This is a genomic window from Bradyrhizobium sp. BR13661 (assembly GCF_029892425.1).
Taxonomy (GTDB): Bacteria; Pseudomonadota; Alphaproteobacteria; order Rhizobiales; family Xanthobacteraceae; genus Bradyrhizobium.
On record NZ_JARXWB010000010.1, the window covers coordinates 199,487 to 213,906 of the forward strand.

Annotated in this window: 12 protein-coding genes; 7 read left to right on the forward strand and 5 right to left on the reverse strand. The window is 65.0% G+C overall.

The window, feature by feature from the left end; translation table 11 throughout:
* Positions 1–8: 8 nt before the first annotated feature.
* Positions 9–464, reverse strand: coding sequence for a VOC family protein (locus tag M2427_RS18750; RefSeq protein ID WP_280707997.1), 456 nt, complete (start codon positions 462–464; stop codon positions 9–11).
* 24 nt (positions 465–488) lie between these two features.
* Positions 489–1,664 carry a PA0069 family radical SAM protein gene (locus tag M2427_RS18755; RefSeq protein ID WP_280707998.1) on the reverse strand — a complete coding sequence of 392 codons (1,176 nt, stop codon included), beginning with the start codon at positions 1,662–1,664 and terminating at the stop codon, positions 489–491.
* 210 nt (positions 1,665–1,874) lie between these two features.
* On the opposite strand from M2427_RS18755, the gene M2427_RS18760 reads away from it, so the two are divergent.
* From M2427_RS18760 to M2427_RS18770, 3 genes are all read left to right on the forward strand, one after another.
* Positions 1,875–4,262 carry a phosphoketolase family protein gene (locus M2427_RS18760; protein WP_280707999.1) on the forward strand — a complete coding sequence of 796 codons (2,388 nt, stop codon included), beginning with the start codon at positions 1,875–1,877 and terminating at the stop codon, positions 4,260–4,262.
* A gap of 137 nt (positions 4,263–4,399) precedes the next feature.
* Entirely contained in the window at positions 4,400–6,328 is a 1,929-nt protein-coding gene (locus M2427_RS18765; RefSeq protein WP_280708000.1) for a hypothetical protein, read from the forward strand.
* A 10-nt stretch (positions 6,329–6,338) separates the two neighbouring features.
* Positions 6,339–7,928, forward strand: coding sequence for a PEP/pyruvate-binding domain-containing protein (locus M2427_RS18770; protein WP_280708001.1), 1,590 nt, complete (start codon positions 6,339–6,341; stop codon positions 7,926–7,928).
* Positions 7,929–7,945: 17 nt separating this feature from the next.
* Here M2427_RS18770 and M2427_RS18775 read toward each other — a convergent pair whose 3' ends face one another.
* Positions 7,946–8,785, reverse strand: a complete 840-nt coding sequence (locus M2427_RS18775; RefSeq protein WP_280708002.1) for an RMD1 family protein — start codon at positions 8,783–8,785, stop codon at positions 7,946–7,948.
* A gap of 332 nt (positions 8,786–9,117) precedes the next feature.
* Here M2427_RS18775 and M2427_RS18780 point away from each other — a divergent pair, with 332 nt between their 5' ends.
* The gene (locus tag M2427_RS18780) at positions 9,118–9,693 is read left to right on the forward strand and encodes a glycosyl transferase (protein WP_280708003.1); all 576 of its coding nucleotides are present in this window, start codon (positions 9,118–9,120) and stop codon (positions 9,691–9,693) included.
* A gap of 57 nt (positions 9,694–9,750) precedes the next feature.
* Positions 9,751–10,680: a helix-turn-helix domain-containing GNAT family N-acetyltransferase gene (locus tag M2427_RS18785; protein ID WP_280708004.1), complete on the forward strand. Its 930-nt coding sequence runs from the start codon at positions 9,751–9,753 to the stop codon at positions 10,678–10,680.
* A 65-nt stretch (positions 10,681–10,745) separates the two neighbouring features.
* On the opposite strand, the gene moaB is transcribed toward M2427_RS18785, so the two are convergent.
* The gene (moaB, locus tag M2427_RS18790) at positions 10,746–11,309 is read right to left on the reverse strand and encodes a molybdenum cofactor biosynthesis protein B (RefSeq protein ID WP_280708005.1); all 564 of its coding nucleotides are present in this window, start codon (positions 11,307–11,309) and stop codon (positions 10,746–10,748) included.
* A gap of 112 nt (positions 11,310–11,421) precedes the next feature.
* Entirely contained in the window at positions 11,422–12,366 is a 945-nt protein-coding gene (locus tag M2427_RS18795) for a neutral zinc metallopeptidase (protein ID WP_280708006.1), read from the reverse strand.
* A 403-nt stretch (positions 12,367–12,769) separates the two neighbouring features.
* On the opposite strand from M2427_RS18795, the gene M2427_RS18800 reads away from it, so the two are divergent.
* Both M2427_RS18800 and M2427_RS18805 read left to right on the forward strand, forming a co-directional pair.
* Positions 12,770–13,900, forward strand: a complete 1,131-nt coding sequence (locus M2427_RS18800; RefSeq protein WP_280708007.1) for a site-specific DNA-methyltransferase — start codon at positions 12,770–12,772, stop codon at positions 13,898–13,900.
* A gap of 127 nt (positions 13,901–14,027) precedes the next feature.
* Complete coding sequence (locus M2427_RS18805; RefSeq protein WP_280708008.1) at positions 14,028–14,354, forward strand: hypothetical protein; 327 nt, start codon at positions 14,028–14,030, stop codon at positions 14,352–14,354.
* Positions 14,355–14,420 lie beyond the last annotated feature (66 nt).

Genomic DNA, 14,420 nt, shown 5'->3' on the forward strand with positions numbered 1-14,420 from the left:
ACCCGGTCCTAGTCTGCCAGATGCACCCGCCGGTCATCGCCGACCTCGATACCGGGCGCGACGACGACCTCCCAGGGATGGCCGTCGGGATCGGCAAAATAACCCGAATAGCCGCCGTAATCGGTCTCGTGTGCAGACTTCAGCAGCTTCGCGCCTTTGCCGAGCGCAAACGCCAGCACCGTGTCGACCTCCGCGCGCGAAGCGCAGTTCCAGGCGAGCGTGATGCCGCGGAAGGTCGCAGGCCTCGGCTGGTCCGGCAGCTTGGCATCCTCGGCGAGCTGGTCCCAGGGAAACAGGCCGAGTACCGGACCGCCGGTGTCGAAGAACGCAACGACCTCGCCGGTGGCCTTGAGCCGTCGCGAAAAGCCGAGTGCGTCGTAAAAGGCGATGCTGGCGCGGATATCGCGCACGCCCAGCGTGATCACGGTGAGCCGCGGTATCGGAGCAGGCAGTTCCTTACTCATCACACACCTCGTTCGCTCCGCGCCTCAGAACAGGCTGAGCTGCTCGCCGTTCTGCTTCGGCCTGGCAAAATGATCCGTCGTCAGCTTCGAGCGGCGCTTGTTGAGCCCGAGCCGATCGCAGGCGATCTCGAAGCGGCGGCCGATGGTCCAGGCCATCGGACCCGTGCCCTTCATGCGCTCGCCCCATTTCGCATCGTAGTCGCGGCCGCCGCGCATGTCGCGGATCAGCGTGAAGACGTGGCGATAGCGGTCCGGATAATTCGCCATCAGCCATTCGCGGAAGAGATCGCGCACCTCCAGCGGCAGCCGCAGCAGCACGTAGGAGGCTTCCTTGACGCCGGCATGGGCAGCGGCATCGAGGATGCGCTCGATCTCGGAATCGTTCAGCGCCGGGATCACGGGCGCCACCATCACGGTGGTCGGAATGCCGGCCTCTGAGAGCTGCTTTAGCGCCTCCAACCGCTTCGGCGGCGTCGAGGCGCGCGGCTCCATGGTGCGTGCGAGCTTCGGATCGAGCGAGGTCACCGAGATCGCGACCTTGGCGAGGTTGCGCCTGGCCATGCGCGCGAGAATGTCGATGTCGCGCACAACCAGCGCGGATTTGGTGACAATGCCGACGGGATGGCCGGTGCGCTCCAGCACCTCGAGAATGCCGCGCATGATTTTGCGCTCGCGCTCGATTGGCTGGTAGGGATCAGTGTTGGTGCCGATCGCGATCATCCGCGGCTCGTAGCCTGACGCCGCGAGCTCCTTCTCGAGCAGCGAAGGCGCCTCAGGCTTGGCGAACAGTTTTGACTCGAAGTCGAGCCCCGGCGACAGTCCGAGATAGGCATGCGTCGGCCGCGCGAAGCAATAGACGCAGCCATGCTCGCAGCCGCGATAGGGATTGATCGAGCGATCGAAGCCGATGTCGGGAGAATCGTTGCGGGTGATCACCTTGCGCGAGGTATCCACGCCGACAGTGGTCTTGAATGGCGGCAGCTCCTCCAGGCTCTGCCAGCCATCGTCGAAGGCAACGCGCGCCTCGGCCTCATAGCGGCCGCTGGCATTGGACTGCGCACCCCGCCCTCGCCTGCGCTGGCGGTCGATGGCGACCGCAAGCTCAGGGAAGTCGGCAGGAATATCCGAGAGCGCACCCGCCGGCTCGGAGGGCGCCGTGACCGGCGGGTGCTTGAGAGCAGAAGAAGAAGCTGGACTCATGCCATCAAGATAGCACGAGAAAGGAACAAATCAAGAACAAGAATCAAAACCGCGAAAACAACCCCATGCACAGTAGCGCTGCCCAAACTTCGCGCGCCGACTTTTGACCTCACGCAACACCGCGTCATCGTGATCCCGTTTGATGCCGCGGAAGGATCGATCTCACTGGAACTCGGTTGATGACGATCCCCGGTGAAGGTCGGCAGCATTATGACATCTCAACAAAAATCCTTCGCTGCAAGCAGCGACCTCGATCTCCTCGATCGCTACTGGCGCGCGGCAAACTATCTCTCGGTCGGGCAAATCTATCTGCTCGATAACCCGCTGCTCCGCGAGCCCTTGCGGCCAGAGCACATCAAGCCGCGTCTGCTCGGCCATTGGGGCACCACGCCGGGGCTGAATTTCATCTATGCGCACCTCAACCGTGTCATCCGGACGCAGGATCTCAGCGTGCTCTATGTCTGCGGCCCCGGACATGGCGGCCCGGGCATGGTCGCCAACACGTATCTCGAAGGCAGCTACAGCGAGATCTATCCCGACATTCCGCGCGATGCGGACGGATTGCGGAAACTGTTCAGGCAGTTCTCCTTCCCCGGCGGCATCCCGAGCCACGCAGCGCCGGAAACACCGGGCTCGATCCATGAAGGCGGCGAGCTCGGTTACGCGCTGGTGCACGCCTATGGCGCGGCGCTGGACAATCCCGATCTGATCGTCGCCTGCGTCGTCGGTGACGGCGAAGCCGAGACCGGCCCGCTCGCCGCATCCTGGCATTCGAACAAGTTCCTCAACCCCGCGCATGACGGCGCGGTGCTGCCGATCCTGCATCTCAACGGCTACAAGATCGCCAACCCGACCGTGCTCGGGCGGATGCCCGACAGCGAGATCCGCGACCTCTTCCGTGGGCTAGGCCACGAGCCGTTGTTCGTCGAGGGTGACGATTCCCAGCTGATGCACCAGGCCATGGCCGATGCGCTCGACGTCGCCATCGCCAGCATCCACTCGATCCAGCAGCACGCGCGCGACGGACACAAGAGCCTCGCGCGGCCGCGCTGGCCGATGATCGTGCTGCGCAGCCCGAAGGGCTGGACCGGCCCAAAGGAGGTCGACGGCAAGAAGGTCGAAGGTTTTTGGCGCGCCCATCAGGTGCCGGTCGCAAGCTGCCGCGAGAACCCGGCGCATTTGAAGATTCTCGAAGACTGGATGCGCAGCTACGAACCAGAAAAGCTGTTCGACATGACCGGCGCGCTGATGCCCGAGCTTCAGGCCCTCGCGCCTGAAGGCAACAGGCGCATGGGCGCCAATCCACACGCCAATGGCGGGCTGTTGAAGAAGGAGCTGAAGCTGCCGGACTTCCGCAGTTTTGCAGTCGACGTCCCACGGCCCGGCGTCGTCACGGGCGAAGCCACGCGTGAGCTCGGCAAATTCTTGCGCGACGTCATCCGCCTCAACGCTGACGAGCGCAATTTTCGCATCATGGGACCGGACGAGACCGCGTCAAACCGGCTCGATGCCGTGTTCGACGCCACCGAACGCGTCTGGATGGAGCCGATCGAACCCTACGACGTGCATCTCGCCCAGGATGGCCGCGTGATGGAGGTCTTGAGCGAGCATCTCTGCCAGGGCTGGCTCGAAGGTTACCTGCTCACCGGCCGCCACGGCTTCTTCTCCTGCTACGAGGCCTTCATCCACATCGTGGATTCTATGTTCAACCAGCATGCCAAATGGCTGAAGGTGACGCGGCATCTGCCGTGGCGCCGCCCGATCGCCTCGCTCAATTATCTGCTGACCTCACATGTCTGGCGGCAGGACCATAATGGCTTCAGCCACCAGGACCCCGGTTTTGTCGATCTCGTCGCCAACAAGAAGGCCGATATCGTCCGCATCTATTTTCCGCCTGACGCCAACACGCTGCTGTGGATCGCCGATCATTGCCTGCGCACCTACAACCGCATCAACGTCATCGTCGTCGGCAAGCAGCCGGCGCCGCAATGGCTGTCCGTGCAGGACGCCGCCACGCATTGCGATGCCGGCATCGGCATCTGGACCTGGGCCGGCAACGAGGACGCGAACCGCGAGCCCGATGTGGTGATGGCCTGTGCCGGCGACGTGCCCACCCTGGAGACGCTCGCCGCCGTCGACCTGCTGCGCAAAGCGCTGCCGGAGCTGAAAATCCGCGTCGTCAACGTCGTCGACCTCATGACGCTGCAACCGAAGGAGCAGCATTCGCATGGCCTGAGCGATCGCGACTTCGACAGCCTGTTCACATCGGACAAGCCTGTGATCTTCGCCTATCACGGCTATCCCCATCTGATCCACCGGCTGACCTACAACCGCACCAACCATGCCGGCATGCATGTCCGCGGCTTCGCCGAGGAAGGCACCACCACGACGCCGTTCGACATGGTCGTGCTCAACGAGCTCGACCGCTATCATCTCGCGATCGAGGCGATCGAGCGCGTGCCGGGACTTGCGGCCAAGGCTGCGCATGTGAAGCAGCAGTTCCGCGATACGTTGATCGAGCATTCGCGTTACGTGCGCGAGCATGGCGAGGACATGCCAGAGATCCGCGACTGGGTCTGGCCAGGCAAGGCGGCATGACGGCGTCAGTCCTCGTACTGCGCCGGCTTGTTGCGCGAACGCGGAGGGTTTGTGACGAATACATGAATGATCTGGCGCAACAGCCGCGCCGTCGCGTTGCGGCATGATGCCAGCATCCAACGTTGTGCGGACGGATCATGAAAACCCGGATCATCGAAGAGCTCGGACAGGGCGACATTCTGTTGCCGAAACTCGTGGCGGAAGGGCTCGCCGCCAACGACCGCATCAAGGTGCGAATGAGCGCATTGCAGGCTGCAGCCCACCATGCGCGGGACCCGGACCGGCCAGCGAGCGACCTCAGTGTCGAGAGTCGGACCGCAGGCATTGCTCCTGCCGCCATCGCGACGCTGATCGGCGGCGCGCATATGATCGGGCAGGACCGGCTTGCCGCTCCGAACCTCGCAAAGCTGATGAAGGAGATTCAGGACGACGCCGCGGCCATGATCCGCGCGGTTGATGCCGGCGCGCCCGATGAGGGAAGAAAGGCGAATGCGCGGCTCGACACGATCCGCAGTGCCGGCCTGCTCGAAGCGGTCAGCGAGATCGAGATCGCCCGCATCGCGCGCCTGACCGGGCTGACGGAGACAGCTGGCGACAGCCTGCACCGGCTGGTGATGGATCTGCACAAGCAGCTCAACAAGCTTGCGGCAAGCTGCTCGGAAGAAGCGCTCGATGGCGCCCATGTTTTCGGCCTGCACGGCGAGGACCGCGCCGCGGTCGCGGCCTTCATGAAGGGGCTGAACGCCACCCGCGGCCTCAAGTTCAATCATCCTGGCCTCGACACCACGGCGACGCGAGCCGGCGGGCGGCTGCTGATCCAGAACGACATCGGCACCACCGATGCCCATGTCGTCGTGATCGCGGTGAAGAAGAACGCGGTCACCGTCACCTACACCGACGTGCACCTGGCGCGGGCGAAGTTCTTCATCTCGCTGTTCGACAAATTCGAGGCGACATGGAGCGGGCTCGATCGTCACACCGCCGCGGGCCTTGGCGAAGAGAATTCGTTCTATCTCGTCACCGGCCAGTTTCAGGCCGATCATGCCGCCGATCGCAACGAATTCCTCGCAGCCGTCGGCGCGGCACTGGTTTTCCTGATCGACTGGAACAAGGCCCGCAAGCTGCTGCGGAGCTGGGTCGCCAAGGACGACGCGGCACGCATCCTGGAATGGGCAGCGCGTCACCGGATCGGCCACCGCGGCTTCCTCGAGCTCGGCGGTAACGAATTGTTGGGGTCTGCGGTCCGCAACGCCGCGCCCTCGCGGATCGGCTTCGGCGAGCGGCTCGACCAGGCACTGGGCCGAGCCGCCGCGATCGACTTCCTCAAGGCGGCGATGCGCGCCTCCACCGAGGCGCTGCTTGCCGGCCGCTCGGTCAGGACCGTCCGTGACCAGATCGAGGCCGACCTGGTGCGACATCTGGAGCGCGTCGACGGGGCCCTGCTTGCTGCCGTGCTGCGTCAGACCGGGTTGGCCCACGATCTCGTCACCGCGATTGCACGCCATGTCGCAGCGCTCAGGGCCGGTCAGCCCGCCGATGGCAAGCTACTGGCCGAGCGTTGCGCTGCGATCGAACAGAAGGCCGATCGCATCGCCCTTGAGAGCCGTATGGAGGTCGATCGCCTCGACGCGCGACCTGTGATCGGGCAATTGGTCGACCGCGTCGAGGAAGCCATCGACGAACTGGAGCAGGCCGCTTTCATTGCCTCGCTGCTCCCTGAGCTGAGCGATCCGGCCTTGCTGGCATCGCTGGCAGAGCTTTGCGTTGTGGCTGCGACCGCGGCCGAGACGGTGGCCAGCGGCGTTGCGGCATCGATGGACGTGCCGGAAGGGCAGCGGATCGATTCCGAGGACGCGCTAGCCGCCGTGAGCCGCCTGATCGACAGCGAACACGAGGCCGATGCCAGGGAGCGTGCCACGACGACTCTCGTCTTCCGCGGCGGCTTCGACGTCGCGACCTCGCTCGCGGTGATCGAACTGGCGCGGGCCATCGAACGCGCAACCGATCGCTTCGCAGCTTTTGGCCATCTGCTCCGCCGTCACGTCATGATCGATCTCGCAGCCTGAGGATCCAACCATGCAAATCGTCCGTATCGGCGCTGGAGCGACCGAATTGCGGCCCGCCGAGGAAATCGGCGCCAAAGCCGCCAACCTCGCCCGGATGGCAGCGCTCGGCCTGCCGGTGCCGCCCGCCTTCGTGCTGCCGGTCAAACTCTGCGCTGACATCATCGCCGGCCGTGCCCATGCCGCGCAGCACCTGTGCGACGGCCTAAAGGAGGGTCTCGCGTTCCTGGAGAGTGCGACCGGCAAGCGTTTGGGCGATCGCAGGCGGCCGCTTCTGGTGTCGGTACGGTCAGGCGCGGCACGATCGATGCCCGGCATGCTCGATACCGTTCTCGACGTTGGCTGCACGCCGGATGCCGTGCACGGCCTGATCCGTGCGACCGGCCGGCCGCGGCTCGCGTGGGATTGCCGACGGCGTTTCCTGGAGAGTTTTGGCGAGACCGTGCTCGGGCTCGATCCGGCGCCGTTCGCCGCGCGCATCTCCGAGCTGGTCGAGACCGAGGGTGTGGCCAACGACCGTGAACTCGATGGCGAAGCACTGGAGCGGCTCGCTGCCGCGGAGCAAGCGCTGGTCGAGGATCGTGCCGACGGCAGGCTCGACGATGCGCTGGCCCAGCTCGAGGCGGCAGCGAGGGCCGTCTATCAGTCCTGGACGAGCGAGCGGGCACAGACCTATCGGAAGCTCCAGCAGCTCGACGACCTCGAAGGCACGGCCGTCACCGTGCAGGCCATGGTGTTCGGCAACGGCGGTCTTGCATCGGGCGCCGGCGTGGCCTTCTCGCGCGATCCTTCGACCGGCGCGCCCCGAGCGATGATTGATCTCGTGCTCGACGCGCAGGGTGAGGACGTCGTGTCCGGCCGTCGTACGCCCGATACGGACGACGCGATCGCCCGCGCGCTGCCGACGATCCGGGACGAGCTGGGCGACGTGTTGAGACGGCTCGAGCGGGAATTTGGCGACGTGCAGGATGTCGAGTTCACGGTCGAGGATGGCAAGCTGTGGATGCTGCAGACCCGCTCGGCCAAGCGGACCCCGCGCGCCGCGGTCAGGATCGCCATCGACCTCGTACGTGAAGGATTGATCGCGAAGGACGAAGCGCTGGCGCGCATCGCCGGCATCGACCTCGCCGCACTCGTCGAGATCTCGCTGGTTTCAGCCGGGACGCCGGCGGCTTGCGGCATCGGCGCCTCCGGCGGCATCGGCATCGGCCGTTCAGCGTTCGATTCAGAGGGCGCCGAGCGCCTTGCAGCGGCCGGCGAACCGGTCATCCTGTTGCGTCCCGACACCAGCACTGCCGACGTCGCGGGCTTTGCGGTGGCGGCTGGCATCGTCACGGCGGTCGGTGCGCGAACCTCGCATGCGGCACTGGTGGCGCGGCAGATGGGCAAGCCGTGCGTGGTCGGCTGCGGCGAGCTGAAGATCGATGCCGCCGCGAGGCGGGCCAAGCTCGGCGCGGCCGCGCTGCGCGAAGGCGACTGGATCACGATCGAGGGCGATGCCGGGCAGATTTATCTCGGACGCTGCCGCACGTCGGAGACGCGACCGGAGGCCGAGTTAGCCGAAATCGCGGCATGGCGGTCGCACGTCGGCGTTCAATGCTAGGCAGGCGCCGAAGCGCCTCAGTGAATCCCGGCAAAAATCTGAAAGCACCCGATCACGACTTCCATCACGATCAGCACCACCACCGCGATTTCGAGGCGGAGCGAGCGCTGGGTGTCGATGATGTCGGTGAGGGCATCGGCCGTTTCGGCGATGACCGTGATCTTCCGCTCGAGCGTATCGAGGCGCTCCTTCAGCTCGTATTCGTCTTCAAGGCGCGCATAGAGGCGGTCGAGCTGCGGCTTCTCCCAGAGCGCGTCGGGCTTTTCAGCAACCGCAACACGGCCGGCGACGCGCTGCTGCACCAGCAGCGCATTGCCGATCAGTTGCAGGATGCCCTTGCGCCGCCGCGACGTCCGCCCCTTCTCGGCGAGTTCGCGCGCAAAGGGTTCGATCACATCGAAGACGGCAGCAACGCGCCGCTCGTCGCGCGCCAGTGACGTGCTCTTGGCGAGCGCGTCCGCGATCAGCAGCAGCCGCTCGTCGGAAAATTTCGAGAGGTTGATCGGCCCGCCGGGCTGGATCGCCTCGGCGTTTTCATCCTTGCAGAGCTGCGCTTGCGCTGTCTCCTCTTCATGAGGGCTGAGTTCGCCGGTCACGCGGGACTTCAGGCTGTCGAGCAGCACCTTCTCTTCCGAAGGAAGCAGGCCGATCAGCACCACGACGCCGTAGCGGAAGATCACGGCGAGGCCGGCATGGACGCGAAAAGCCGCCGGCGTCGAGGAGACGGGAGGACCGATCTCCAGCCCTGACGCGTTGATGCGTTCGCCCAGCATCACGGCGCGGATCCGCAAGGTCGGCGCGGCGTCCGGCTTCGGCGATGTTGGCGTCGCACCCACAGGAAGTTGATCGGCGTTCATCGGAGATATCTCGCTCAGCGCAGCGGCGGTTGCACGTTTTTCCTGCCACAAGGTCTATGTCAGACTGCCGATGCAGCCTTGCGGAAACTGCCGTTCTTGCCCAACGACATCGGCGGAGAAGAGGCCCCGTGGGCGCTCACGAAGCCGGAATCCGCCGAAACATTCGGCAACATGACCACCCCGCGCGCGACACATTCGGCTGCGATGGACTGGCCGCGGTTTACCATCGCACGGCCAAATGCTGGCGGAAAGTTGCACTCGGCACCACAGCATGTTTATGACAATATCATATTGAGCTACGCTTCTCCCGAAGTGCGGACATCGAAACCTCCATGCTGAGCGTCATCATTCCGACCGAAGGCGTCGAGCAGACGGCCGTCGCAACGCTGGCCGCGCTGGTACCCGGCGCCGCTGCGGGCCTCATCAAGGAAGTTCTGCTGGTCGACGGCACCCGCAATGGCGTCATCGAGCGCGTTGCCGACGTCGCCGGCTGCCGTTTCATCGGCTACGAGGGAAATTCGCAAGGCACCGCGCTGGCCGCCGGTGCGCTCCACGCCCGTTCGCCGTGGCTGATGTTCCTGCCTGCCGGCGCAGTGCTGGACACCGGTTGGATCGAGGAGACCTCCCAGTTCATCCAGGCCGTCGCGGCCAGCGGCCGGGATCGCGCCGCCGTGTTCCGTTACGCTCGCTCGCCCTACGTCGATACCGGCTTCCGCGATGTCCTGTGGTCCCTGGCGCGCAAGCTGGTCGGCCCTCTTGGCGATCAGGGGCTTTTGATCGCGCGCGACCATTACGACCGCATCGGCGGCTATCCGCCGCAGGCCCGCCGGTCCGAGGCGCGCCTGCTCAGACGGCTCGGCCGCTCCTCCCGAACGCTGCTGCGCAGCCGGATCGTGATGGTGGGGTGACCTAATACTTGCCAAAGTCAAATAATTATTTGACAATGGCAAGTATCGAGGTGTCCCATGCCTGACAACGGTACCGACGACCAGATCGCCGCGGTTCGCGCCTTCAACCGCTTCTATACCCGCAAGCTCGGCGTGCTCGACCAGCACCTTGGAGAGAGCCCGTTCTCGCTCAGCGAAGCGCGCGTGCTCTATGAGCTCGCGCATCGCGACGAGCTTGCGGCAAAAGAGATCGGCAACGAGCTCGGGCTCGATCCCGGCTATCTCAGCCGCATCGTTCAGAGCTTCGACGAAAAGGGGCTGATCACGCGCACGCCCCTGCCCGCGGATCGCAGGCAATACCAGCTCAGCCTCACCGCCAAGGGCCGCCAGGCCTTCGCCAAGCTGAACCTGGGCTCGCAAAACGAGGTCGCCGCAATGCTGGCCCGGCTTTCGGCCGGCGATGCAACGCGGCTCATCCAGGCGATGGCGACCATCGAGGCGGTGCTGGAGCAACGCCAGAGCCAGCCCGCGTCCGTCGTGCTGCGCAGCCATCGTGTCGGTGACATGGGCTGGGTCATCTCCAAGCAGGCCGCCGCCTATGCCGCGGACTATGGCTGGGACATCAGCTACGAGGCGCTGGTCGCCGAGATCTGCGCACAGTTCATCAAAAACTACGATGCCGCCCGCGAGCATTGCTGGATCGCGGAAGTCGGTGGCGAGCCGGTCGGCTCGGTCTTCCTGGTGAAGGCCACCGACGACATCGCAAAACTCCGCCTGCTGCAGGTCGAGAAGAAGGCACGCGGGCTCGGCGTCGGCCGCGCGCTGGTCGAGCAATGCATGCAGGGCGCACGTGAGCGGGGCTACCGGAGAATGACGCTGTGGACGCAGAGCATTCTGGTTGCCGCACGCGGCATCTACAAGGCCGCCGGCTTCGAGCTGGTCGCGACGAAGCCGCACCACAGCTTCGGGCAGGATCTGGTGGGCGAGACGTGGGAGCGGGATCTCTGATCATTGCGCGGCGCGCGAGCTGCGCATGAATGCGCCCTCGCCCCTTGCGGGAGAGGGCCGCGACGCTACACCGTCGCACCCTGCGCTTTCGGCCGGCGCAGATGCTCGTCCAGCCGCGGCATGATCTCGACGAAATTGCAGGGGCGCGTGCGGTAGTCGAGCTGGGCCGCGAGGATGCCGTCCCAGCCGTCGCGGCAGGCGCCGGGCGAGCCCGGCAGGCAGAAGATGTAGGTCGCGCCAGCGACGCCCGCGGTGGCGCGGCTCTGGATCGTCGACGTGCCGATCTTGGCGTGGCTCAGCATGTGGAACGCAATCGAGAAACCATCCATGCGCTTCTCGAACAGCGGCTCGATCGCTTCCGGCGTGACATCGCGCCCGGTGAAGCCGGTGCCGCCGGTGGTGATGACGACGTCGATGCCGGCGTCAGCAATCCAGCGGCGGATGACGGCGCGGATCGCCTCGACATCATCCGTGACGATCTCGCGCGCGGCGAGATGATGGCCCGCCGCCGTGAGACGATCGGCGAGGGTCTGGCCGGATTTGTCATCCGCAAGCGCGCGCGTGTCGGAGACCGTGAGCACCGCGATGTTGAGCGGGATGAATTGCTTGGATTCGTCGATGGAGGCCATTGCTCTTCCCTCTCCTGTCCCGGACGCTCTGCAGCGCATCACCATAGCGTGTCGAAGACGCGCGTAAACGCGCTTATGGTGCTGCGCCGCGTCCGGGGCACGAGACCACCAACTAGGGTCCATTACCGCCGAACGTATTACACGCTTGCAGCGAGCCCTGCTGATAGCCGGTCATGAACCACTGCTTGCGCTGCGCGGCCGAGCCGTGGGTGAAGGAGTCGGGCACGACGCGCCCTGTCGCCTGGCGCTGCAGCGTGTCGTCGCCGATCGCGCTCGCCGTGGTCAGCGCCGTGTCGATGTCGCCGGCTTCGAGGAAGTTCGGACGCTTCTTCGCTTCGCGGTTGACCCAGATGCCGGACAGACAATCGGCCTGGAGCTCGACCTTCACCTGGAGCGCGTTCGACTCAGCCTTGCTGCCGGCCTGCTGCTGCAATCGCGTCACCTTCGGAATGATGCCGAGCAGGTTCTGGATGTGATGGCCCGCCTCATGCGCGATGATATAGGCCGAGGTGAAGTTGCACGCCGACTTGCCGGAGCAGCCGCGAAAGCGCGTCTCGACCTCGCGGAAGAACGCGGTGTCGAGGAAGATGGTGCGGTCCGGCGGGCAGTAGAATGGTCCCATCGCCGACTCAGCGCGGCCGCAACGGCCGCCATTGGTGGCATTGCGGAACAGTACGACCTTCGGGCCGGTGTAGGACTGGCCCGAAGCCTGGAAGATCTCGCTCCAGCGATCGTCGATCTCGCCGAGGATGCCTGATATCATGCTGCCCATCTCGTCGGTCGGCGCGCCCCGCTTGGCCTGAGACGACGGACGGTCGCTCTGGTAGCTCGGCGCCTGGCTGCCGCCACCGGTGAGGATCTCGGCGCCGCCGATCAGGATGCGCGGATCGATGCCGAAGGCATAGCCGACCAGGCCAAGCACGATGATGGTGCCGATGCCGAGGCCGCCACCGCCCATCGGCAGGCCGAACCCGCCGCCACCGCCGCCGAACCCGCCGCCACTGTCGTCGCGACGATCCTCGACGTCGTCGCTGCGGCGGAAATCATCGTAGCGCATGGCGGGTTTCCTCAAGTCCTTGATGGCGTCAATCAGGCGGCGCAGACACGCATGAGCTCAACGCGCCACATACGTAAAATTTCCGTTGCCTTTATCAATATCGTGGCCGGCAAAAATTGCCTAGTGCGACAGCACCGTCGCATCAGCAATTTTTTCCGAGGGCACTGCATTTTTTTCCGAGAGAGTTTTGACCGCGGCAAGGCCGCCGCAAGGCGGTCAATGCGAAATACACTGCAAAACACGGCAGATGCGCACCATCATTCGCTCGCGTAACACGAAGCGCAGTCTGCTCACAAAAGCAGCGGGTTAAGCCCATTTTTACTTTGCCGCTTCATTGTAACGGCCAGTCGGTTGTTTGGTCCCGCGTCGCCGACAGCGTCGCCTGAGTCAGAGTTCTTGAGTCATGGTAGTGTCGCGTCGCGGGGCGTCTGCAAAGGCGCCCCGCACAAACTTTGAGTCCGCTTCGCACAGCATCATTCTCGGTGATTGCGTCGCCGAGATGTCGAAGCTCACAGCTGGTTCGGTCGATCTCGTGTTCGCCGACCCGCCCTATAATCTTCAGCTCAAGGGCGATCTCAAGCGCCCCGACGAGTCCCATGTTGACGCCGTCAACGACGACTGGGACAAGTTCGATTCATTCTCCGCCTATGACGATTTCACCCGCGCCTGGCTGCTGGCCGCGCGCCGCGCGATGAAGCCGTCGGCGACGATCTGGGTGATCGGCTCCTATCACAACATCTTCCGCGTCGGCGCGATCATGCAGGACCTCGGCTTCTGGCTCCTGAACGACATTGTCTGGCGCAAGACCAACCCGATGCCGAATTTCCGCGGCCGTCGCTTCACCAACGCGCACGAGACCATGATCTGGGCCGCGCGCGACGAGAAGGCCAAGGGCTATACGTTCAACTATGAAGCGCTGAAGGCGGCCAACGAGGACGTGCAGGCACGCTCCGACTGGCTGATCCCGCTCTGTACCGGCGAAGAGCGCCTCAAGGGCGCCGACGGCAAGAAGGTGCATCCCACGCAGAAGCCGGAAGGCCTGCTCGCGCGCGTGCTGCTGTCGTCGTCCAAGCCCGGCGATCTCGTGATCGATCCCTTCAACGGCACCGGCACCACCGGCGCCGTCGCCAAGCGTCTCGGCCGCTCCTATATCGGCTTCGAGCGCGACAAGACCTACGCGAGGGCGGCCGAAGCACGCATCGCCGCGGTCGAGCCGCTGCCGGAAGCGAGCCTCGCGCCGTTCATGACCGCGCGCGAGGCACCGCGGGTCGCGTTCTCCGAGCTGATCGAGCGCGGCATGATCCTGCCCGGCACGAAACTGTTCGACGCCAAGAAGAAGTTGGGGGCGCTGGTCCGTGCCGACGGCGCCATCATGTTCGGCGACAAGGTCGGCTCGATCCACCGCATGGGTGCGGTGGCGCAAGGCGCGCAGGCTTGCAACGGCTGGACGTTCTGGCATGTCGAGACCAAGAAGGGTCTCAAGCTGATCGACGAGCTCCGCGCCGAGATCCGCGCGGGGATGGCGGCGGAGTAATTTCCCGCTGTCGCCGTCATATGCTCGCGCCAAGAGGCGCGCCCCGGAATGACAGAGTGTTGATTGGACGCTGGCGCCGTCGGGACTACGGTCGAGCCATCAAACCGCCCCGGCCGGCCAGTGCGCCATGCGAAAACAGTCCGAAATATTGCTGATGTTGCCGCTGCTGCCGATCTTCCTGATCGGCATGTTCCCAATGTTTCTGATCGCCCTGCTCGGCTTTTTCGGGCTCGCTTTGTTCGGCGTGCTCGTGATCTGCGTCGGGCTTGCCAGCAGCAACGAGGCGCATGACGCTTTCAACCACGACGTCATCGTTCACGGCTACGCGCGGGGGTCGGAGCGCGCCACGCAGGCTTCGAACATGCGCATGGCCGCGCGGCTGGGGCTGCGGCTGGAGGCCATAGGCGCGGCGATGGTCCTTACGGCGGCAATCGGCTTTTGTTACGCCGGTTGATCTGCGCGTCACGCTGATACCGCCCGGCAAACTCGTCGGTTGCACTCCCCGGCAAGGTTTTGGCAA